Annotated in this window: 29 protein-coding genes, 1 tRNA gene and 1 pseudogene; 15 read left to right on the top strand and 16 right to left on the bottom strand. The window is 33.5% G+C overall.

The genetic code is table 11. The features are described 5' to 3' along the window. Positions 1-56 precede the first annotated feature (56 nt). Entirely contained in the window at positions 57-380 is a 324-nt protein-coding gene (locus O5633_RS06145) for a hypothetical protein (protein WP_269611260.1), read from the bottom strand. 46 nt (positions 381-426) lie between these two features. Next, a complete protein-coding gene (locus tag O5633_RS06140; RefSeq protein WP_269611259.1) occupies positions 427-636 on the bottom strand; it encodes a hypothetical protein in 210 nt (69 codons plus the stop codon). Between the two features lie 876 nt (positions 637-1,512). Between O5633_RS06140 and O5633_RS06135 the strand changes: the two are divergent. Further along, positions 1,513-1,714: pseudogene (locus O5633_RS06135) on the top strand (high light inducible protein). 367 nt (positions 1,715-2,081) lie between these two features. On the opposite strand, the gene O5633_RS06130 reads toward O5633_RS06135, so the two are convergent. Both O5633_RS06130 and O5633_RS06125 read right to left on the bottom strand, forming a co-directional pair. Further along, complete coding sequence (locus O5633_RS06130; RefSeq protein WP_269611258.1) at positions 2,082-2,741, bottom strand: DUF3386 domain-containing protein; 660 nt, start codon at positions 2,739-2,741, stop codon at positions 2,082-2,084. Between the two features lie 131 nt (positions 2,742-2,872). Then, on the bottom strand, positions 2,873-3,133 hold the full coding sequence (locus tag O5633_RS06125) for a hypothetical protein (protein WP_269611257.1): 261 nt from the start codon (positions 3,131-3,133) through the stop codon (positions 2,873-2,875). A 193-nt stretch (positions 3,134-3,326) separates the two neighbouring features. On the opposite strand from O5633_RS06125, the gene O5633_RS06120 reads away from it, so the two are divergent. Genes O5633_RS06120 through O5633_RS06110 form a run of 3 tightly spaced genes read left to right on the top strand, consistent with a single transcriptional unit; the run spans position 3,327 to position 3,711 of the window. After that, positions 3,327-3,434 carry a high light inducible protein gene (locus O5633_RS06120; RefSeq protein WP_011125327.1) on the top strand — a complete coding sequence of 36 codons (108 nt, stop codon included), beginning with the start codon at positions 3,327-3,329 and terminating at the stop codon, positions 3,432-3,434. 11 nt (positions 3,435-3,445) lie between these two features. Further along, positions 3,446-3,565: a high light inducible protein gene (locus tag O5633_RS06115; protein ID WP_269611256.1), complete on the top strand. Its 120-nt coding sequence runs from the start codon at positions 3,446-3,448 to the stop codon at positions 3,563-3,565. Further along, positions 3,565-3,711: a high light inducible protein gene (locus O5633_RS06110; RefSeq protein WP_269611254.1), complete on the top strand. Its 147-nt coding sequence runs from the start codon at positions 3,565-3,567 to the stop codon at positions 3,709-3,711. Before O5633_RS06115 ends, O5633_RS06110 begins: the two co-directional genes overlap by 1 nt. 99 nt (positions 3,712-3,810) lie before the next feature. On the opposite strand, the gene O5633_RS06105 is transcribed toward O5633_RS06110, so the two are convergent. Next, entirely contained in the window at positions 3,811-4,005 is a 195-nt protein-coding gene (locus O5633_RS06105; RefSeq protein ID WP_269611253.1) for a hypothetical protein, read from the bottom strand. A gap of 68 nt (positions 4,006-4,073) precedes the next feature. Next, a complete protein-coding gene (locus tag O5633_RS06100) occupies positions 4,074-4,445 on the bottom strand; it encodes a hypothetical protein (RefSeq protein WP_269611251.1) in 372 nt (123 codons plus the stop codon). 209 nt (positions 4,446-4,654) lie between these two features. Between O5633_RS06100 and O5633_RS06095 the strand changes: the two genes are divergently transcribed. Then, positions 4,655-5,023 (top strand): OsmC family protein, encoded by a 369-nt coding sequence (locus tag O5633_RS06095; protein ID WP_269611249.1) that lies wholly within the window; start codon positions 4,655-4,657, stop codon positions 5,021-5,023. A 32-nt stretch (positions 5,024-5,055) separates the two neighbouring features. Here the strand turns inward: O5633_RS06095 and O5633_RS06090 are convergent, their stop codons facing one another. Next, the gene (locus O5633_RS06090) at positions 5,056-5,454 is read right to left on the bottom strand and encodes a DoxX family protein (RefSeq protein ID WP_269611248.1); all 399 of its coding nucleotides are present in this window, start codon (positions 5,452-5,454) and stop codon (positions 5,056-5,058) included. Between the two features lie 436 nt (positions 5,455-5,890). Here O5633_RS06090 and O5633_RS06085 point away from each other — a divergent pair, with 436 nt between their 5' ends. The 3 genes from O5633_RS06085 to O5633_RS06075 all read left to right on the top strand — a co-directional run bounded on the left by O5633_RS06085 (position 5,891) and on the right by O5633_RS06075 (position 8,093). Continuing rightward, the gene (locus O5633_RS06085; RefSeq protein ID WP_269611246.1) at positions 5,891-6,139 is read left to right on the top strand and encodes a hypothetical protein; all 249 of its coding nucleotides are present in this window, start codon (positions 5,891-5,893) and stop codon (positions 6,137-6,139) included. A gap of 230 nt (positions 6,140-6,369) precedes the next feature. Next, on the top strand, positions 6,370-7,131 hold the full coding sequence (locus O5633_RS06080) for a GAF domain-containing protein (protein WP_269611245.1): 762 nt from the start codon (positions 6,370-6,372) through the stop codon (positions 7,129-7,131). Between the two features lie 95 nt (positions 7,132-7,226). Then, a complete protein-coding gene (locus tag O5633_RS06075; RefSeq protein WP_269611242.1) occupies positions 7,227-8,093 on the top strand; it encodes an EamA family transporter in 867 nt (288 codons plus the stop codon). On the opposite strand, the gene O5633_RS06070 is transcribed toward O5633_RS06075, so the two are convergent. The 4 genes from O5633_RS06070 to murD form a co-directional block, all read right to left on the bottom strand. Further along, the gene (locus O5633_RS06070; RefSeq protein ID WP_269611241.1) at positions 8,090-8,335 is read right to left on the bottom strand and encodes a hypothetical protein; all 246 of its coding nucleotides are present in this window, start codon (positions 8,333-8,335) and stop codon (positions 8,090-8,092) included. The genes O5633_RS06075 and O5633_RS06070 overlap by 4 nt on opposite strands. 47 nt (positions 8,336-8,382) lie before the next feature. Beyond that, complete coding sequence (locus O5633_RS06065; protein WP_269611240.1) at positions 8,383-8,805, bottom strand: hypothetical protein; 423 nt, start codon at positions 8,803-8,805, stop codon at positions 8,383-8,385. A gap of 115 nt (positions 8,806-8,920) precedes the next feature. After that, the gene (locus O5633_RS06060) at positions 8,921-9,229 is read right to left on the bottom strand and encodes an MATH domain-containing protein (protein WP_269611239.1); all 309 of its coding nucleotides are present in this window, start codon (positions 9,227-9,229) and stop codon (positions 8,921-8,923) included. Between the two features lie 94 nt (positions 9,230-9,323). Continuing rightward, entirely contained in the window at positions 9,324-10,733 is a 1,410-nt protein-coding gene (gene murD, locus O5633_RS06055) for a UDP-N-acetylmuramoyl-L-alanine--D-glutamate ligase (protein ID WP_269611238.1), read from the bottom strand. Positions 10,734-11,025: 292 nt separating this feature from the next. On the opposite strand from murD, the gene O5633_RS06050 reads away from it, so the two are divergent. Then, positions 11,026-11,172 carry a hypothetical protein gene (locus O5633_RS06050; protein WP_269611237.1) on the top strand — a complete coding sequence of 49 codons (147 nt, stop codon included), beginning with the start codon at positions 11,026-11,028 and terminating at the stop codon, positions 11,170-11,172. Positions 11,173-11,236: 64 nt separating this feature from the next. Here O5633_RS06050 and O5633_RS06045 read toward each other — a convergent pair. From O5633_RS06045 to O5633_RS06035, 3 genes are all read right to left on the bottom strand, one after another. Further along, positions 11,237-11,308, bottom strand: a tRNA-Val gene (locus tag O5633_RS06045). Positions 11,309-11,374: 66 nt separating this feature from the next. Next, positions 11,375-12,163, bottom strand: coding sequence for a photosystem II S4 domain protein (locus O5633_RS06040; RefSeq protein ID WP_269611236.1), 789 nt, complete (start codon positions 12,161-12,163; stop codon positions 11,375-11,377). A 162-nt stretch (positions 12,164-12,325) separates the two neighbouring features. Continuing rightward, positions 12,326-12,892, bottom strand: a complete 567-nt coding sequence (locus O5633_RS06035) for a hypothetical protein (RefSeq protein ID WP_269611235.1) — start codon at positions 12,890-12,892, stop codon at positions 12,326-12,328. A gap of 104 nt (positions 12,893-12,996) precedes the next feature. Between O5633_RS06035 and serA the strand changes: the two genes are divergently transcribed. The 5 genes from serA to O5633_RS06010 all read left to right on the top strand — a co-directional run bounded on the left by serA (position 12,997) and on the right by O5633_RS06010 (position 16,689). Next, positions 12,997-14,583, top strand: coding sequence for a phosphoglycerate dehydrogenase (gene serA, locus O5633_RS06030; protein ID WP_269611234.1), 1,587 nt, complete (start codon positions 12,997-12,999; stop codon positions 14,581-14,583). Positions 14,584-14,587: 4 nt separating this feature from the next. Further along, positions 14,588-15,520: a 50S ribosomal protein L11 methyltransferase gene (gene prmA, locus O5633_RS06025; RefSeq protein WP_269611233.1), complete on the top strand. Its 933-nt coding sequence runs from the start codon at positions 14,588-14,590 to the stop codon at positions 15,518-15,520. A gap of 36 nt (positions 15,521-15,556) precedes the next feature. After that, positions 15,557-15,856, top strand: coding sequence for a 2Fe-2S iron-sulfur cluster-binding protein (locus O5633_RS06020; RefSeq protein WP_269611232.1), 300 nt, complete (start codon positions 15,557-15,559; stop codon positions 15,854-15,856). Between the two features lie 108 nt (positions 15,857-15,964). Next, complete coding sequence (locus O5633_RS06015; RefSeq protein ID WP_269611231.1) at positions 15,965-16,354, top strand: hypothetical protein; 390 nt, start codon at positions 15,965-15,967, stop codon at positions 16,352-16,354. Between the two features lie 143 nt (positions 16,355-16,497). Continuing rightward, the gene (locus tag O5633_RS06010; RefSeq protein ID WP_158467090.1) at positions 16,498-16,689 is read left to right on the top strand and encodes a hypothetical protein; all 192 of its coding nucleotides are present in this window, start codon (positions 16,498-16,500) and stop codon (positions 16,687-16,689) included. Between the two features lie 80 nt (positions 16,690-16,769). Here the strand turns inward: O5633_RS06010 and O5633_RS06005 are convergent, their stop codons facing one another. Together O5633_RS06005 and O5633_RS06000 are read right to left on the bottom strand one after the other, a co-directional pair. Then, entirely contained in the window at positions 16,770-17,318 is a 549-nt protein-coding gene (locus O5633_RS06005) for a pentapeptide repeat-containing protein (RefSeq protein ID WP_269611230.1), read from the bottom strand. Between the two features lie 75 nt (positions 17,319-17,393). Next, complete coding sequence (locus O5633_RS06000) at positions 17,394-18,350, bottom strand: ribonuclease Z (RefSeq protein ID WP_269611229.1); 957 nt, start codon at positions 18,348-18,350, stop codon at positions 17,394-17,396. A gap of 97 nt (positions 18,351-18,447) precedes the next feature. Between O5633_RS06000 and O5633_RS05995 the strand changes: the two genes are divergently transcribed. After that, positions 18,448-19,701, top strand: a complete 1,254-nt coding sequence (locus O5633_RS05995; protein WP_269611228.1) for a SpoIID/LytB domain-containing protein — start codon at positions 18,448-18,450, stop codon at positions 19,699-19,701. Positions 19,702-19,720: the final 19 nt, after the last annotated feature.

The following is a 19,720-nucleotide window of genomic DNA, read 5'->3' as shown; positions in this document are numbered from 1 at the left end:
TGAGGGTTTTCTTCTCTTCAAACCTCTAGCTATGACTAAGTTGTTAAATTCAAAATTTATGCTTCCTCTTTAGAAACAACTTCGGCATCAACCACTTCTTTTGAATCAACAAATTCATTTCTTTTCCTATCTATCCAATTATTAAGTCCAAAGACGAGAGGCTTTGATCCTCGATAAATAAAAATTGCGGTAGGAAGAACACTTATTATCCCAACTGCAGGATTTTTGAATAATAGTCTTCCTGCTTTGACATTAAAAAGAATAATTAATAAAGAAGGAATTAAAACACTGAGAATGGTTTTTAGAGCTTCAGTCCATCCAACACGATAAACCCACCAAATTGAAGCTATCCCAAAAAAATATAAAATAAAATAAGTCATGAAATATCACTTACCCAGTAAGTCGATTTTAATTAATCAAACTATACTAAGAACTTCTTTTACGCTTTGAGTTGCTCGTCTCAAGGATGTAAACACTAAAAGCTATCAATAGAGTTACCAAAATCGAGGCAGCCACCCAACTTAATTGGCTTGAGGTCATCCCTAAGTAAGGACCATCAATAGGTTGTTCTGACCAAGTGCCAGGTAAGTGCCACACCTGAGGATTCGATAGGAAAACCATGCAATACCTTTTCATTGCTTTATGAGCAAAGTTTATATTTAAAATGCATAAATGCTATGAATAATTACTTATCGTTACTTGTGCTTAGAACTAAGATTGATGACTAATTTGATTCTTAAATAGAGACGGGTTTTTTAAATCCTTTAAAAATAATAATTACTCATGGCAAAGCTTTGAATCATAAGCCATCTTTAAGTTGAATTCATTTCGAGATCACTATGTCTAGAGCTGTGAATTGGGTTTTGCTTCAATTGGCTATGAGTTATTATGGAGACTCATTGAAAGAGTTTCAAGTTGATAATGATTAGTTATCTATAAGTTTTGAATATTTTTTGATTTCTCAAGATTTTCATGAAATTACTAACTCAGTTCAGTATTCCTAATCCAAGCAAGGCTGATCTGGCTAAAAAGAATAATAGGACTTCAAAAACACTAAAAAAAGCAGCTAAACAATAAATTCTTGTTTGAGCTTGAGAAGCATTGAGCAGGTTTCCTGAGGATATCTTTACGTAAATTACTGGTTTTTGCCTCAGGATTTCTTGCATTGCTGGGAATTTGAATTTTTATTTCTAGCTTTGATGGAGATGGGATGGCCTATTTAACTCGGGATAGCTATCAATTCACAATTTTAGAAGGTTCATGACAGCTAACCACTCGCTGCGAGGTTTTTAGGTGTGACACATCAGTGTCGCACTAGGCAGTATGTCTTGTGGACGATTGCTATTATTGCTAGTTCGTTTTTCTTTCTAAAGTCTTTTTTGCAGTCAGAATTTGCTGTTTGGGCATAGCTTTATCTCTTGTTTTGCTTCGAAAGTGTGCAAGCCGAACACAACCGTATCTTTAGATTCCTTAATAAAGTATTTACTTAAGGGGCTAGTTGGTAATTAGCACATGACATCTTCTTCTAATGTAATTACTGAATATGGTAAGCAAAACATATTTGCTCGTGAAACTCCTCCACAATTAGTAGAAAACTATACGAGCTATCCAAATGAAGCTGAAAAAAACAAATGGACGTTGGGCAATGATTGGTATAATTTCTCTTAATGGCGCATATGCAACAACAGGACAAATTATCCCTGGCTTTTTCTAAAAGGTAAGTTAATAAAAAAATCGCTGATCTGATAATTTTTCTGATCAGCAACTGTCAATTAAATTTATTAATCAGATCATATTTATACGACTACAAAATGTTGTATTGTTTATATCTGTATGTCTAGTATTGATTAAAAATATTGCTCAAAGTTGCCATCATCATGAGGAGATATGCCATTTTTGTGATGGATGACTACATCGACGCCTTTTGATCCATTTACGCCTGTGTCAAAAAATAATACTTGCGGTGTTTCACGAAAAACACGAATAGGGACGAATTGAAGAAGTATTTGTCCACCCCCCCCCTGTTCTCACCTAGGCAGATATTCTTATGTAAATTATGATTCTGGCTATGTTTCCGTAAACTATCCTTGCTCAGAACCAAGACTTTTTAACTCCGAAAAAGAAAATACTTGTTTATTTATTATTGAGCCTTCTGATGATTCTTGATGTATGGTTCTAGATGATAAAACCCAAGGCCCACCTTTGAATAAAGGTATAAAAGCATCTTTGTAAAAGCTTTTTTTCTTTAAATCTTTTTTTGAAATTGGATCAAGATATTGACTGGAATAACTTTTGCTTAAGTAGCCATTACCAGTATGAGTCACATCCTTAGTGAGGATGATTATTAGATTTCCATGAATATGCCTATGAACCATTGTAACAACATCGTTTTTGACCCTATATTTGTCACCTTCGTTTTTCCCTCCAACTATAATTTCTGAGCCAATTTCATTTGTATCTCCAAAAGTAAAGGTGTTTTTACCATGAGTTTGTTCAAATGATCTTCTGACTCTATGAATAGCAACTTCCCAAAGTTGTGAAGAAATGGCTTTGTGTATTTCTTCGTCATCTATTTCTTTAACAGTAGCTTTTAAATCTTGTCCTACGCAAAAGCTTCCTTCTACTTCTCTTTCGCCATCAGTCCAAGAACATCTACCTTTATAACCTGAAAAATCTAATTCCCATGTGTAGCGATTTTCATAGGCAGACTTAAATAAATGCGTACAATCTGTTCTTGTCATTTCATTGGTTAGAATCAAACTCAGTTTATGACTTATTTTAGTCAATTAAATATTTTAATATATCTTCCAAAAAATTTTTAGATTTTATACTTTTCACTGCAAATTATTTGACTTTATTAGTAATTAAAAGATTACTCGTTGTTTTCTTCAACTGATGATGTTCTATTTTCTGAGCTTAGAGACTCATCCTTGATATCAGTTTTTTCATCCCAACCCCAGCTTCTTTTGATTTCTTTTAGTGATCGACCACTCTCTCTTTGTTGAGTACTTAAGGGAATCCAACTCCAATCAATTAAAAGTGTTGCGGCAACTCCAAAAAGGGCATGTCCGATAAGTACTCCTACAACATCAACTGCAGTGAGTGATTCTTGTCCAATCGAGGGGTCGTACAAGTTATTTTCTCATTAGATTTTTTGATTATAGGAATTTAACAAGCGGTTCAAAGAAAAGGTATTGAATAAAGTTTCGTTTTTTATATAGATTTTTCTAATGTATTTGATCATTTTTACTAGTATGTTCGGTTGCCCACCATCAACCGCAGGTATAGCTACGTTACATTCCTTTACATAATAAATCCATTATCAAATGACACCTGAAGCAGAAAAGTTTAACGGTTGGGCAGCAATGCTTGGCTTCGTTGCAGCCTTTGGCGCATATGCAACAACAGGACAAATAATCCCTGGCATCTTCTAAATTTTTTAATTATGCAACCTTCTAACAAAACAATTCTAGAAAGAAGTATCGGAAGGCCAGCAATGATGGCTTTCGTATTTCTTACAGGTATCTACCTAACAACTGGCCAACTAATCCCTGGTGTTGTGTAATGTCTACTCAAAACAACAATACAAGAAACATTGATCCTGAGAAGGTAACCGCAGAAAGGCTTAATGGCTATGCAGCATTATTTGGTTGTATTGCGTTGGTTGGAGCATATTCAACAACAGGTCAAATCATCCCCGGTTTTGTGTAGCCGATAAAAAGTTTTCAAAAAATTGCCGAACCTTCTAATTGATGTTTGGCAATTTTTTGGTTTTTTAGAAGGTTTATCTAATATCAATGAACTCAAAATTCAAAGGAATATTCCACTTGATTGAACAAAGCTGTGAAAAGCTGGATTATGAAGATATTCAATATAGAAAGCGATTAAAAATGCACCACTCAGGCAACCACTAGCAATTATTGATCCAAAAATAAAAACTTGTTGTTTGCTTACATTTTGCTTCGTATCTATAAATACAAATCTCTTTGATCTTGAGACAGTCATGTAAGTTTTTTCGACTACCCCATACCTAGCTATACCATGTCTTGAATATTTCCTGCTTAACACTTTCTTTATGAAACCCTATTGTCCGTGTAAATAGCTTGACATGAAAATTCTTGAATTTCTCCATTAGGCAAAAGTTGAGCAAATCTGGGATCATCCATTCTTAATCCATTTTTCTCATCCTGATAACTCCACAACCATTTTTTGTCCGTGAACGAAATGTCACCGACCTTAAAAGATACTGGGAGCATCAGATTGATATCGCGCCAATTAAGAACTATAAATGCTCCTTTATCAATATTTTCAAGATCATTAGTTATTGCGAAATCTCCATTTAAATTATTCCTGATGACCGCAGTTAATTTATCTCCATCACAATTAAAAATTGAAGAAGGATTAAGAGTAATAAGTAAACTAAGAAAAAATGAAATAAAAATCATTTGTTTTGATTATAAGAGAAATTTTTCTGTGAAGATAATATTATTATTTTTGATTATAATTCGTTTTTATTTAATAAAAGGAACTTTTTGAATACTTGATTAGAGTGAAAATTCGGTAAAATAAATTCATTCAATAGGTTCGCCAAATCAAACACTCAAAAGATACTAATTCCAATTCTACGAAAATAAGTTGTACATATCTTGGGGATTTGCACACTGAAGCAAAACATTCTCTCTCGGGGTGTGTTATCCATACTGATGCACCCAAAGATCATGACGGAGAAGGAAAAGATTTTGCTCCAACTGATTTATTAGCTTCTTCGTTGGGAACTTGTGTAATAACAATTATGGGTATTGAGGCAAAACGTAGAGGGTGGGAACTTGGTAAGATTAAAATTGATGTTTATAAAACAATGACATCAGAGGGTCCTAGGCAAATAAAGACTCTTGCGCTAGAAATTTTTATGCCATCTGAATTAGATGCTGAAAAGTATAAAATTCTTCAAAGAACAGCTGAAGACTGTCCTGTTAAGCTTAATCTTGAGTGCTCTGTGGATATTAAATTGAATTGGCATTAAACAAATATTTAAAATATAAGTAGCTATATTGATTATTCTTTAATTGTTTGATTATTAAAAAGTTCTTTAAGAGACTTACTTTTTACATGATTTAGACCTAAAATTAATCCTCCAATTAGACCAGCGTTCATTAGAACAGCTTTTACTTGGAAAGGAAAAAAATGAAATATAAAAGTTGTTGGGACTATAAATATTAGTAGAAGATATACACCTAATCTTTGCTTAAATCCTGAGATAAAAAGTATTGAGCCGAAGATTAAGCAAATAATGGCCAAAACTAATAGGAATGGAGCTAAAGTAGCAGGTATATTTTTATTTGAGATAACTTCAACAGTCCGCTCGAAATTTATTATTTTTCCAGGGATTGAATAAATAAATATAGCTGAAATAAATATTCTTCCAATTAAATTTTTTGTTTGTTCAAAATTCATTGAATCAATATAAGGGGTGAAAAAATAATCTTAGATTCTAATATTTTAGATTTCATTACATTATTATTATGTAACAAATAATTTATTTTTGTGGATTTTTCTAGATATTTTTTAGAATTATAATTTTAAATTGTATTGCTTTTTTGTGAGCAAATAAAATATATTGCTATGTTATTTTTAGATTATTTTACTTTTGATAATGAGAAGGGATTGGGACTCAGGACCATCATTTTATAAGAAGGGATCGTTTCATAATAAAATAGGGATGATATTGCTTTGGATCTTTATATGCCTGGCTATAATTCAAATTTTTATATTGATGCTTACTTGACTTGTATTTCCATAATTCTTTAATATTAGATTAGTGATGAATTTATATAATATTAAATTGTAAATAGATTGAATTTGATTTCAATTTATCTAAGTTTATTTAATTATGATTCTTCTCGAAATTACTAATTCATCAGATGTGGTTGCCTCTAAAGCAGGTAAATTATTTGAGAAAATGACTCCAGAGATGATTGATCAGCAATTAGTAGAAACTCAGGTTATTCAACAGATGATTGATCAACTTCAATCAGAGGGACTGAAAGGTCAGATCTCTAGCGCCAAAGGATTAGATATTAGTGATGATGCTTTGATAACTAAAAGTAGTTTTAAAATCAGGTCTACGAAGACCTTTTGAATAAAAATTTTTAAGTTTTTTCAATTTACTTTAAAAAGAAAACACTCACAGAGCTACTTTTAGTAGATCTTCTAGCGTTAGTTCTTTTTTGAGTTCATATTTTATATATCGGGCTTTTCTTAATGTTTTGGAAGTATTTCTTAGAAAAACTTAATTATTTATTATTGAGAAGAGATGCTTTTTTATTACTCGGCACTATCTATTCTTATATTAATTAATAAGGAATTGTTTTGGGTTTTGGTGCCCCAAAAATAAGTAATGAAGAAGAGCGATTAAGAGCTCTTGCTGAATACAGGATTTTAGGTACTCAACCTGAGCAATGTTATGACGACATAACGAAAATTGCTTCTTTAACTTGTGGGACCCCTATTTCTTTAATGAGTTTGGTTGATACAGATAGACAATGGTTTAAATCAATGTGTGGGTTTGAGACGAAAGAAACATCAAGGGACGTTTCTTTTTGTGCTCATGCAATTGCTAGTCCAGAACCTTTGATTATTGAGGATGCCCTGTTAGATGAGCGATTTAAATCAAATCCTTTGGTGGTTGAGGAACCAAAAATTCGTTTGTATGCTGGGTTTCCATTGCAAACCCCAAATGATCAGAGAATAGGAACTCTCTGCGTGATTGATAGAAAGCCGGGTTATTTGTCTGATCAACAGCATCAAGTTATGGAGGCATTATCTAGACAGGTTGTAACCTTATTGGAACTTCGTAAAAGATCTATTCGTCTTCTTGATGCTCTTACACATATGCATAACACGGAAGGTATTTTAACGACATGTTCATATTGCAAAGAGGTCAGGGATTCGGATGGTGAGTGGCAGCATTTAGAAAAATACCTTTCAAAAATCGCAGATATTCGTTTTAGTCATGGGATTTGCGATTTATGTATGGAGAAGCACTTCCCTGATGTACTAGAAGTTTGGAGTGATGACAAGCTTAATTTAAACAGTAAAAAAAACAAGCCAGAATGCAAAAAAAGCAGTTAGTTTCCTAGAAAATAAATTTATGTGAGTTAGTTTCTTCCTAAACTTTTTATGAATATTGAATTCTTTTAAATTTATTTATCAAAAAATTTCGAAATATGATTGGTTCTTTTGCGGCAATCTCTGCAGTATTAGCTTGGACTTTTGCGTGTTCTATTTGGCGTAGAGAATCTGAAAACTTGTTACCTAGGCAAATCAACATTTATAAAAATGTTCTTGCTTCAATCTTCTTTTTACCAGTTGCTTTTACGATAAGTTGGTTTTCTGATGTATTTTCTATATTTGTATTGATGATAAGTGGAATAGTCGGTATTTCTATAGGTGATACTTTATATATAAAGTCTTTAAAAATAATAGGGACTAGAAAAACTCTTTCATTTGAAGCTTTAACGCCAATAATTGCAACTACTTTAGGAACCTTGAGTATCAATGAGATATATCCTCAAAAAGTATGGATTGGGTCTTTGATTGTCTCTTTTTCTTTATTGATGATTGTACGTCAAAATACATTTCAAAAAGAGGACTCTAGAAAAATAAATATTCTTGGGATCCTCTGCGCATTGGGTTCGGTCTTTTGTGCTGTTTTGGCAGCTTTAATGTCAAGAGTAATTTTAATCAGCTCCACATTAACCCCTATACAAACAACTGAAATTAGACTTCTAGCTGCAACAATATTTTTATTTTTAATATTTAAAAAAGATTTCTTGGATCTCCTTGGAAATCGATCAATAACTAAAAAAAATCATTTAAGTTTAATTTTATCAACCTTACTTGGTACTAATTGTGGAATATTATTTCAACAGATAGTTTTTAAATTTTTACCCATTGGTATTGGTTGGACATTATTAAGTCTTTCTCCTATTTTTGCACTTTTTATTTCAAAGAGAGAGGGAGATGTAATAAATAAATTAACAATTTTTTATTCTTTTTTATCTTTTATTGGAGTTGCTATTGCTTTGATCTAGACTTCAAAGTAATCATTTTCTTGCCAATATTCATCTGGATCATCTTCGACGTCGGGTGGATCTTCTAGTTCTCCAGGCGTTTCACCTAGTAGTATGAGCAATCCTTCCAAATATCTCATTTCTGAAGGGTCATCTGATTTATCAAGACGATCTTTGACTTTTTTAGAAACTTCAGGATCACCTTGCTCAACAGCTTTTGTTAATAAATAAAGAGGATCGCTTTTTGGGTCTATTTCTTTCATTTTAATTAGAAATTATTTAGGTAGGTGAGATTCAGTCTTTCATATATTCAAGATAAAGTTCTATCAGTTGTTCCCGGATAGAAAAGAGTATTTTGATCAATATTAATTGCTGAAAACTTGATAGGTTCCCAAAATAAATCTCTTGTAATCAAGAAACGAATATCTTTCTCTTTTAAAAATTTCTCATTAACAAGTTCCTGCAGTACTTTTATCGGAATTTCTCCCCATTTACTGGAATTAGTTAACCAATTATCCATTTCCCAAACAGGTTCAGAATTTATTATTTGAAATCCAAAGGCTTTTTCCCTGTCTTCTGATATTTCCGAAAGGTACCAATCACCTACAACGCCATAAAGGTGACAATAAATCAAATCATCAACCGATCCTTTACTGTTGCCTGATATCGACTTCATCGATTTAGCTGTTGACTCTGGAACGAGAACAAGTGGATTTTGGTTTTGTTCGGACAAAATAAGATAGATGTATAACCCTTTTTTAAAAAGGATTTAATACCTATTATATTTTTTAAAAAGTAGATTTAACTCTTTAAATTTCTTATGTAATAAACTTTCTAATATTTAACCTTCATTTATCAGATTCTGTTGCTTTGAGTGCTTGTAATGCCATATTTATATGTACCCCCATAGCCCCAAAGGCCATAAGAGATTTAGGATTTTTATTTTCAGTTAAAATTTCCTGCTCCTTATTCATCATAAATAATATTTTTTGACTTGTTTCTGTCCATGTTTTTATTAAATCATTGAATTCTTGATTTTCCTTGATTTGATTATTTTCAGAGGTATTAATTGAAGAAATATCTTTTTTGGCTTTGATTAAATAGTCATTTAATTTCTTATGACTGATAGCGCTGTGTGAGAATTGGTTGTTATTCAATTTACATCTAAGAATCTTTTAATAAATTATCATGCGTAAAAATAACTCCAAGGGTGGATCCCCGACCAAATCTAATTCGTTTTTTAAAAGTAGATCATTTGCTATCTCTATATTTTTTAACTAGTTTTTTGAAATGATCTCCTCTTTCCTCGTAATTTTGGTATTGATCAAAACTGGCACAGGCTGGAGATAGTAGTATGTTGTTTGAATTTGTTTTTCTTGCTATATCAATAGATGCTATTGTCGCTTCCTCTAGATTTTGTTTGACAATTATTTCTCCTGTATAAGAAGACATTAATAATGCTTCCCTTAGGCTGTTTGCACTAAGTCCAAATAAAACTATCCCATTAGTAGATTGCTTTATTTGTTTCATCCACGGCAGATAATCTCCTTTTTTTTGTATGCCACCAGCTATTAAAATTATTGGATGAGGGATAGATTCTAAACCACTTAGTGAAGAGTCGAAATTAGTGGCTTTACTATCGTTAAAAAAACTTAAATTGTTTACCTTTCCTAAGTACTCCAATCTATGGGGGATTGATTTAAATGAATTTATAGATGCAGCTATTGAAGAATGGTCAAGACCTATTTCTCTTGCTGCTGCTGTTACGAGCAAGAGGTTTTGCAAATTATGTTTACCAGGTATCTTAAGTACAGTACTGTGAAATAGTTGTTTTTGGTCTTCAAATATATAACCTTTTTGATCGATCCAGAATTTTGGATGTTGAGAATAGAAGGACTGTTGATTTGTTCCAACCCATATACCTTTAGGTAATTCTTTTCTTTTACTGAATAAATATTGATCATCAGAATTATAAATTCGAATGGATGATTTCTCTAGTAAACTACGCTTTATTTTGAAGTAAGTTTCTATATCATTATGTCTTTCTAAATGATCAGGTGTAAATGTTGTCCAGATACCTATAGTTGGTGCTACTTTTGGTGAACTCTCAATTTGATAACTACTTAATTCTATTATTAACCAGTTTAACTCTTGGTAATTATTTTGCATACTTTCTAAAGCAATTTTGGATAATGCCTTCCCAATATTTCCTCCCATGTCAGTAATTAAATTATTTAATTTAAGAATATGGTTAAGCATATTTGTGACGGTTGTTTTACCATTAGTTCCAGTTATACCAATAGATGGGATATGATTTAATCTTTCCCAAGCTAATTCTACTTCACCCTGAGTATTGATTTTTTTATATCTTAATTCTTTTAGAGCTATATGCTCCCAATCTATTCCTGGACTTACAGTAATAGAACAAATTCTTTCTATCCATGGCGTGAAATTATTAATATGAAGGGGTTTACCAAGTAAGATAACTTTAATTCCTTCTGATTTTAATTGATTAGATATATTTATTAGTTTCTTATTAGAATTATTCTCTAATACTAAAACGTTCTTTCCCTCTGATTTAAGTAGTTTTGCTGCACTTATTCCTGAGCTGCCTAGTCCAAGTACAATATGTATTTGATTTGATTTTTTTTGTTTTGACAATTTAATTTAGATTTTAATTTAAATAGCTTTTCTCGTGGGTTGGGAGCAAAGTTTACTTAGAACGAATTTGAGTGCATCCAATTTTAACTACTCTCTAATATAAAATTTTTTTATATTAGTATTGTTTTGATTTTTAAATAAAGATTTTTTATGCAACAGTTCTTGAATCTCTTCCCTTTTAAGATAAAAGTTGAAATTTTTGAATTGATTTTAATAAGATTAAAAAAACGTTAATACCTATAGCTTTATTCTTTAGATGTTGTTTTGATACTAATGCATATTCTTCTTTTTAATGGCTGCAAAAATTCAGGGTATTGAAATTTTAAAACAAAAAGAAATTCAAGAGCCAACGAATGTTGAGTATTCTCTAAATGGTTTGGTAGATCAGAACGAGAGTGAAATTACATGGATTAAACTTCATCAAATGTTTGATAAGTAAAGAGTTTAAAAACTTTCTTTATTACTTTTCACTAGAAATGTCTTCGCCATCCAATGTTGGTAAATGGGCGATACTGGAATCGAACCAGTGACTCCTACCGTGTCAAGGTAGTGCTCTACCTCTGAGCTAATCGCCCTTGTAAGTCACTTTAAAACTGAACTTTAGGTCCTCAATGAAGTTAGCAGGCAATAGGACCTAATAATCATTGCCTTAGTAATTTGATTCTCCAACGCTCTTTTTTCGTTTTGTCGATATTTAAAATTTTAAGTGAACCTTTTTTCTCCAAATGAATATGGTCTCCAATATTTACGGATTTGCTGGGCTGATCATTCAAAGCCCAGTTAAGTCGCAACAATCCTTTCTTGATTTGTGTGTTTATTTTTGACCTTGATAATCCAAAACCTGCAGAAGCTATTGCGTCAATCCTGGTAGATGCCTCAACCGTATTGATTACTTTCTCTGGCCTATTAAAAGGGATCTCCATCTCGCTAATGTCTAATGCCTGGATTGATATTTCAACTTCTCTTAGGTTTCCATTCTTTTGATTTAATGAATCAGCACATTTTTTGGAGCAAATAGCTTGAGCTCCTCTATCTCTTATTAACCAAATGTCTCCAATTTCATCTTCTTGCGCATGAAGTGCATATAAGACATCTCTAAAATCATTTTGTTTGGCTCTATCAAAGAGGAAATTACCTTTAATATAAATACCTTTTATGGGAATATCGATAGAGTGAGAGTTAATCTCTTCTTCTGATCTTAGGAAACATATTTTTCTACGTTCCGCGCGCGGGAATCCTCCCTCGAAAAGAAGACTTATATCGTTTAAATTATCAAATTTATTTTTAACTTCTTCTATTAATTGTGATGAAACAAAAGGAGTCCATATGGCTTCTCTATTGTTGAGAGCCTTTTCAGCGAAATGAAGTAAGCTTTCTAACTCTTTACGAAAAGGACTTTTAAATAGAATCTTTTCTTTTGGAAGATGCATAAAAAGAGATAGAATTTTCTCATTTTATACATAAATAGTTTAAACCATTTTTCTTTTTTCTTTTTTCTTATATATTTAGACAAATATAATATATAATCTTGGATCAAAACTATTAATATTAATATTTATAGTCACTTTTTTAAAATATTATTTAACTTAGTACTATTCTTTGCTTAGGGTTATTATTTCTAGGCTTTCTATTCCTTTTAGCAGTGCCCAAGGTGCTTCTATTCCTATTGGTAATTCTAGAATTAACAGCCAAAAACCTTCTTCACTTTTTTTTCGAATAGCTCTCAAATCATCAACTATTTCTTGGCTAATGCCTCCAGCCGAAAAAAAACTTCCCAGCGCTCCTGAAATCATTCCAACGAGGCCACCTAAAAGCTTCTCTAATTGATTTGGAAATCCCATATCTGCAAATGTCTTTAGATCGGTCATTTGAGAAAAGCTTAGACCTGCGATAAAACCAAAGGGTATTAACCATGTCGCTAAAGTTTTTTGGCGATCCTTTCGAGCAAGAGCTGGATTCAAAAGCTTGATATTATTAAAATTTGATTGATTAGCAAATACTTCTTCAGATGTATCTAAATTTGAATTCTCATGGTCCGATTTATTATCCAATGGTTCTACAAGATCGCAATTAAGGATAGGTGTTTGAGCTTTTCTCAATTCGAGTAGCAACTCTTTTGCTGGTTTCTTTTCCTTTAGGATGATGACGTGTATGGACACTAATTAGCTCCTCGAAATGTTTGGATATTCAATCCTGCTCAACATAATTCTGGTCAGCGGCAAATAGATCACTAAAGTTCAGAACGGCACGTTTATCGCCTTTAATGACGAAAGTTCTTGTTTCTGATCCGATTGATCAAGCAGGTATAGATATTCTTACTCAGGTTGCTCAGGTTGACCAAAAAGTAGGTCTTTCTATAGATGAGTTAAAGAATATAATTTGTGATTATGACGGATTAATGATCCGTTCAGGGACTCAAGTTACCTCGGATGTAATTTCTGAGGCAAAGAAATTGAGAATCATTGGGAGAGCAGGAGTTGGCGTAGATAATGTTGATGTGCTATCTGCTACTAGAAAGGGAGTCTTAGTAGTTAATTCGCCTGGTGGGAATACGATCGCTGCAGCTGAGCATGCTTTGGCAATGATCCTTGCATTATCTAGAAATATTCCTCAAGCTCATTCAAGTATGTTTGCTGGAGGTTGGGATCGGAAGAAATATGTAGGAAATGAGCTTTATAAGAAAACTTTAGGAGTAGTTGGACTTGGTAAGATTGGATCTCACGTTGCAAAAGTTGCTAATGCGATGGGCATGGAAGTCATTGGATTTGATCCTTTTGTTTCAACTGAAAGAGCTCAGCAAATGCAGGTTCGATTAAGTGATCTTGATGAGTTGTTTAAAGAATCTGATTATGTAACCCTTCATCTTCCAAGGACCCCTGAAACAGAGAATTTAGTTGATATTGACCTACTAAAAAAAATGAAACCAACTGCGAGATTGGTTAATTGTGCAAGGGGCGGGATTATTAATGAAAATGATTTAGCTCATGCATTAGAGGAAAATGTGATTCAAGGTGCTGCAATCGATGTTTATGCAAAAGAACCATTGGCTGAAAATTCACCTCTACGTTCTGTAAAAAAAGGCTTGGTACTTACTCCTCATCTAGGGGCTTCAACTGTTGAAGCTCAACAAAATGTGGCTATTGATGTTGCAGAACAAATTAGAGATGTTCTTTTAGGTTTGCCAGCACGCAGCGCCGTAAATATTCCAGGATTGAGCGCAGAGATAATGGATAGTCTTAAACCACATTTAAAACTTGCAGAGACATTAGGATTATTAGTTAGTCAAATTTCAGGGGGACAGATTCAAAAATTAGAAGTTCGTTTGCAAGGAGAATTCGCTCAACATCCATCTCAACCTCTTGTTATTGCAACTTTGAAGGGATTACTCACCAGCGCATTGGGAGATAAAATTAATTATGTAAACGCTTCATTGGAAGCGAGAGGACGTGGTATTGATGTCGTAGAAATTAAGGATGAGTTGAGCCCGGAGTTTTCTAGAGGCTCTTTGCAGTTGGATAGCTTTAGCGACAAAGGTGGACATAGCGTCTCTGGAACTGTTTTTGGGGATGGCGATCTTGGTATTACAAGTATTGATGAGTACCCGATAAATTTTGTGCCAAGTAGGCATATGCTTTTTACCAGGCATAGGGATATGCCTGGAATCATTGGTCAGATAGGTTCACTTCTTGGAAAACACAATGTTAATATCGCTTCAATGCAAGTAGGAAGAAGGATTGTAAGAGGTGAGGCAGTTATGGTCTTAAGTATCGATGATCCTATCCCATCTGAATTGTTAGGCTCAATTCTTTCAATGCAAGGAATAAACGAAGCTCATTCTGTAACTTTATAAATTGTTGGTTGAAAAAACTATAGATTTGCAAAACTTCCAGCAGCTTTGGTTGAGATTGGAGCAGGAATTTCCAGTTGATCTAGAAGATTCTTTTTATTGGCTTTTGAGTAATTTAGAAATTCATAGATTTTCTTTTGAGCATGATCCAAAGAAAAACACCACTCAAACCTTATTTGTATGGCTTACGTTGAATGAGTGGTCAGTTAGAGAGCAAGAAACCCTAGTACAGTCATTAATCGCGTTGGCAAAAACTTTTGACTTTACATTGCCTCCTTGCAAATGGATTCAAGTAAAAGATGAGGATTGGAGCTTAAGTTGGAAAAAAAATTGGAAACCTGATCCAGTAGGAAGATCCATTTTGATTTTACCGGCGTGGTTAGACGTTCCTGAAAAATTTTTAAAACGAAAAATTATTCGTTTAGATCCTGGAATTTCTTTTGGAACTGGTAGCCATCCTTCTACTAGGCTATGCATTGAAGCCTTGGATGATGATCCTCCAATAGGGCAAGTAATTGCTGATATAGGTTGTGGAAGCGGAATACTATCTTTGACTGCATTGAAATTAGGAGCAAAGAGTACTTTCTCAGTTGATATTGATTCTTTAGCGATATCAGCCACTAAAATTAATTCTGCCTTAAATGATTTTCCTCAAACTCTCTTAAATGTTTTTCTTGGTTCTATTGAAGAAGTTGAGGCGAATATGCCGAAAAAAAAAATTGATTTGGTGCTCTGCAATATTCTTGCACCTGTAATAAAATTAATAGGACCAGGTTTCGAAAAAATTATTGCTCATAAAGGGAAAGTAATTTTGTCTGGTTTATTAGTTGAGCAAATTGAAGAACTTCAAGAATTCTTTTTACCACTTGGTTGGCAAATTCTTGAAATCAAAATAAAGGATCACTGGGCCTTAATGGTATTGACTCTGGATCTACCTTGATTAAATAAATTCTAAATTTTCAGATTAAAAACCTTCATGACATCTTTTAAGATTACTTTTATTAATGAATTAAGTGGTCTTAAAGAAATTATTGATATCCCTGATGACAAATATATTCTTGATGCTGCATGTGAACAAAATATAGAGCTTCCTTTCTCCTGTCGCTCGGGAGCTTGTTCAACTTGCGTTGCTAAATTAGAAAAAGGAGAGGTTGACCAACAGGATCAAAGTTTTTTGGACGATGATCAGATTAAAAAAGGTTATGTTTTGATTTGTGTGGCATATCCGACTTCAGATTGCACAATCAGAACCCATGCTGAAGAAGAATTGTATTGATATAAATTTTTTCAGATATTTGAATCGTTTTGCTTGCCAAATATCTTCTTTCTCGCCAACATCTGTTTTGTGTGCTCATGGGCGCAAATAAAATTATTTAGGGATTAATTGACTTCAGAAGTTTTGCCAACCGATAAAGTTCAAGGTCTTTTAGATCATGGCTCTATTCACTCAAGTCTTGGCGGCCAATTTAGTTTTAGGGTCTTAGGCCCATGTTGTCGTCTATATGATCGAGAGGAATTACCTTGGCCTTGTTGTAGGCTCTCATGGCGAAGTAAAGAACCTAGCTGGAGAAGAATTGGGAAAAGATTGGTTGCTGATATTGCTGCACAAAAATGCCCATCATATTCTGTTGAGATTATCCAGCCAGGAGTGAAACCAACAACAACAGTTTTGACTTTATTTTCTCGTCGTTTAGATTCAAATATTCAGGAATGGTGGTATAGCAAACATCCTCGTTCTAGAGATAGTTCAAATATTGCACCTCTTCTGGCATGAATGTACAAAAAATGGAAAGTTTTTTGTCAACTGAAATTGTATTTGAATTTAAAGTGATGAAGATATGAAGCATTTCACGGATAAGTTCATACCATTTCACAAATTTGAAGGATAATTGTAAGTAAATAAATTTCAACACAGGGATGAACTTCGACTATCACGCTGTTGCTTCTGCGGCTACTGCTGCTATTCCTTTAGCGGCTGGAGCTGCTGGGGTTGGCTATTTTATATTGCGTCAAAAAGGCTTTGGCTTTGGTACCTCACATTTGCTTGTTGGGCTGCCAATGTTTGCAGTCGGAGGAGCGGCAGCGGCTTTCTTTCTTATCACAAAGTGATAAAAGTTAGATCTTAAATTAACCAATAAAAAAAGGGCCCTTAGCCCTTTTTTTATTGGTTAATAAATTTTTAGATAAATTTATGTACCTGGATTGAAACCTTGACCTTTTGTCGCAGGAACATATCCAGCAGCTGTGGTGCTACAACCAAGACTATCGGCTGTGTTACCAGTAGCTACTTTGCATAGGTTTTTTTGTTGACTTCTATCTAATACAGCATCAGTAAAGTCAGCACCATCAATGGTCGCACCATCAAAAATACTTTTTAGTAATTCTGCACCTGTGAGATTTACATTTGTAAGGTTTGCATTATCAAACCTTGTTGCATAGGCAATAACATTAGTCATGTTTGCGCCTGTTAGATCAGAGTCCTTCAAGCTTGAGACACTGAAATAAGCCCCAGTGAAATTCGCCCCACCAAGATCTTTTCCTGATAAGTCGTATTTTACATATTCTGTATTTTGTAAGTCCTGACCAGCCAAGCTTGTATCTAAGGTCTCCACTGAAGAAGGGTCGCTGGGATACAAGGCACTTACAGAAAGAGGACTAATACTGAGACTTACAAGCACAGGTATCAAAACAAAGAGTCTTGTAAGGGACCGTTTAAGAGAAGAAATAAGAGAGTCCATTAATAACGCCAGCGATTGACGGAAGCACCAAACCCGACCATTGTTTCATGTAGTGGCATTTCATAGGCAAAGGGATCAAGAACTGTTGCAGCGTTTTTTTAGGTCAATTTGTAAAAAGTCTTTCGCCAACTGGGTATTTGGAAATATTGCTTTTGCTTCATTAAGCAAATCATTAGGACTTGTTTCATTCCCAGGGGTATATCTCGGGCTCAAATGAGTCAAAATTAATTGATTTACGTTCGCTTTTGCAGCAATTTGTGCCGCCATGGTGGCAGTTGAATGACCGCGTTGATAAGCCATCTCGGTTTCTTGATAAGCATATGTAGCTTCATGAATTAATAGATCGGCTTCTCTCGAAATTTCTATTGCGGATTCTGTATAAACAGTATCTGTGCAGTAAACCAAGCTAATGCCAGTTCTAGAAGGTCCGCAGAATTCTTTCCCAGAAAAAGTACGTCCATCTTCTAAGCGCACTTCCTCTCCTCTTTGGAGTGCAGCATATACAGGGCCAGGAGGTATCTTTTGTGATTTTGCTTTGTCTATGTTGAATCGGCCAGGTCTAGATTTCTGATCCACTCTGTAGGCAAAAGATGGGATTCGATGCTTGAGTGGAGCAGCTTTTACTTCTAAATCGGAATCTTCAAATAAAATTTCTTTTTGAATAGCAGAATTTTCGACTTTATGGAATTTTAAAGAGTAAGATAATCTACTTGAACTGTTGAATAAGCAAGAATCAATAAAATTTTTAAGAGGTTCTGGTCCATAAAGCTCAATGCCAGAGCTGCTTCCAGCCAACCCAATACTGGCTAGAAGTCCTGGGAGGCCATACACATGATCACCATGCATATGAGTTATGAATATTTTTTTTATTTGAGATAACTTAAGATTGCTTCGTATGAACTGATGTTGAGTACCTTCGCCACAATCAAACAACCACAAATCTGATCTTTGTGGAGGCTTTAGTACCATCGCTGATACGTTTCTAGTTAGTGTTGGAACTCCTGAGCTTGTTCCTAAAAAAGTTACTTGCAAGCTTTCCTCATTTAATACATGGTGCCATTCATAGCTTTGGCCACTGGTAGATCTACCTTCTTATAGGCAGAATTAGTACCTAAATTCAATTTTTATTGTGAGCACATCACTTAAAAGTAATTCAAGATGGACCATTGTTTTTATCGCTATATTTTTCATCTCTCCATTAAAGGCAATTGGTGCAAAAGAGCCATTAATACGTGTCTTAATTGGTCAAGAAAACAAGGCGAGATTTAGAGCGGATGGCTCCAAATCTATTTTTGTTAAAGGGATTTCTTCTAAACAAAGACCTATAAAATCTATAAATATAATTTACAGTAATGGTAGTGCTAACTATTCTCTAAATAACAATCTGAATTCATGGTTTGAATTACCTAAGAACTTTAATTTAATAATTAAAAATAATCATGAGCGTGGTATTTGGTATAAAAATAGAAGATATGCGGGAGAATTAAGAGTTTCATTAAATGATAATAAGTTGCAAATAATAAATTATTTAAAATTAGAAAAATATTTAAAAAGTGTTGTTGGTAGTGAAATGCCTAAAGAATTCCCAATTGCAGCACTTCAAGCTCAAGCAATTGCAGCTAGGACTTATGCTTTAAAACTTTTAGGTAAGAATCAATTTTTTGATATTCATTCAACTCAAGCCAGTCAAGTTTATTTAGGACTTGAAGCTGAAACGGCAAAAATAAATAGAGCAGTTAAAAGTACAAGTTCACTTGCTTTATTTTATAAAAATGAACTTATAGAGGCAGTTTTTCATAGTAGTTCTGGCGGTAGAACTGAGAATAGTGGTCAAGTCTGGAAGTATCAATTACCTTATCTAAGGAGTGTTGTTGATTATGATCAAAATAGTATAAAATATAGATGGACAAAAGAAATTAGTTCTTCAGAATTAGATCAAATATTTTCCGGTTTGGGCGGACTAAATAGTATTCAAATTATAAAAAAAAGTAATACTGATAGAGTCTTAAAGGTTAGACTTTACGGGCCCAAAGGGAATGAAAATATTTCTGGTAGAACTTTAAGAAAAAAATTAAAATTACTAAGTAATAAATTTGATTTAAATTTGAAATTTAATCAAATCAACCAAGATGATAAGATGATGAAAATTAATTATATTTATGGCAAAAATAAATTCAATTTAGATAAAAAATTAGATTCTGATTTTGCACCTTACCCTCTTCCAGTAATTCCAATAGATTATTTTTTATTAGTGAAAGGTTATGGCGCTGGACATGGAGTTGGAATGAGTCAATGGGGTGCTAGGGCTATGGCTGAGAGGGGAGCAAGTTTTCATAAGATCCTCAAACACTATTATACTGGAGTACAAATAAAGACTTTTTAAAATAATAGTTAAGTAGCTA

The organism is Prochlorococcus marinus str. MIT 1013 (genome assembly GCF_027359395.1).
Taxonomy (GTDB): Bacteria; Cyanobacteriota; Cyanobacteriia; order PCC-6307; family Cyanobiaceae; genus Prochlorococcus_B; species Prochlorococcus_B marinus_E.
Note: the sequence above shows the minus strand (reverse complement) of the source record. Positions and strands in the feature narration are given on the sequence as shown.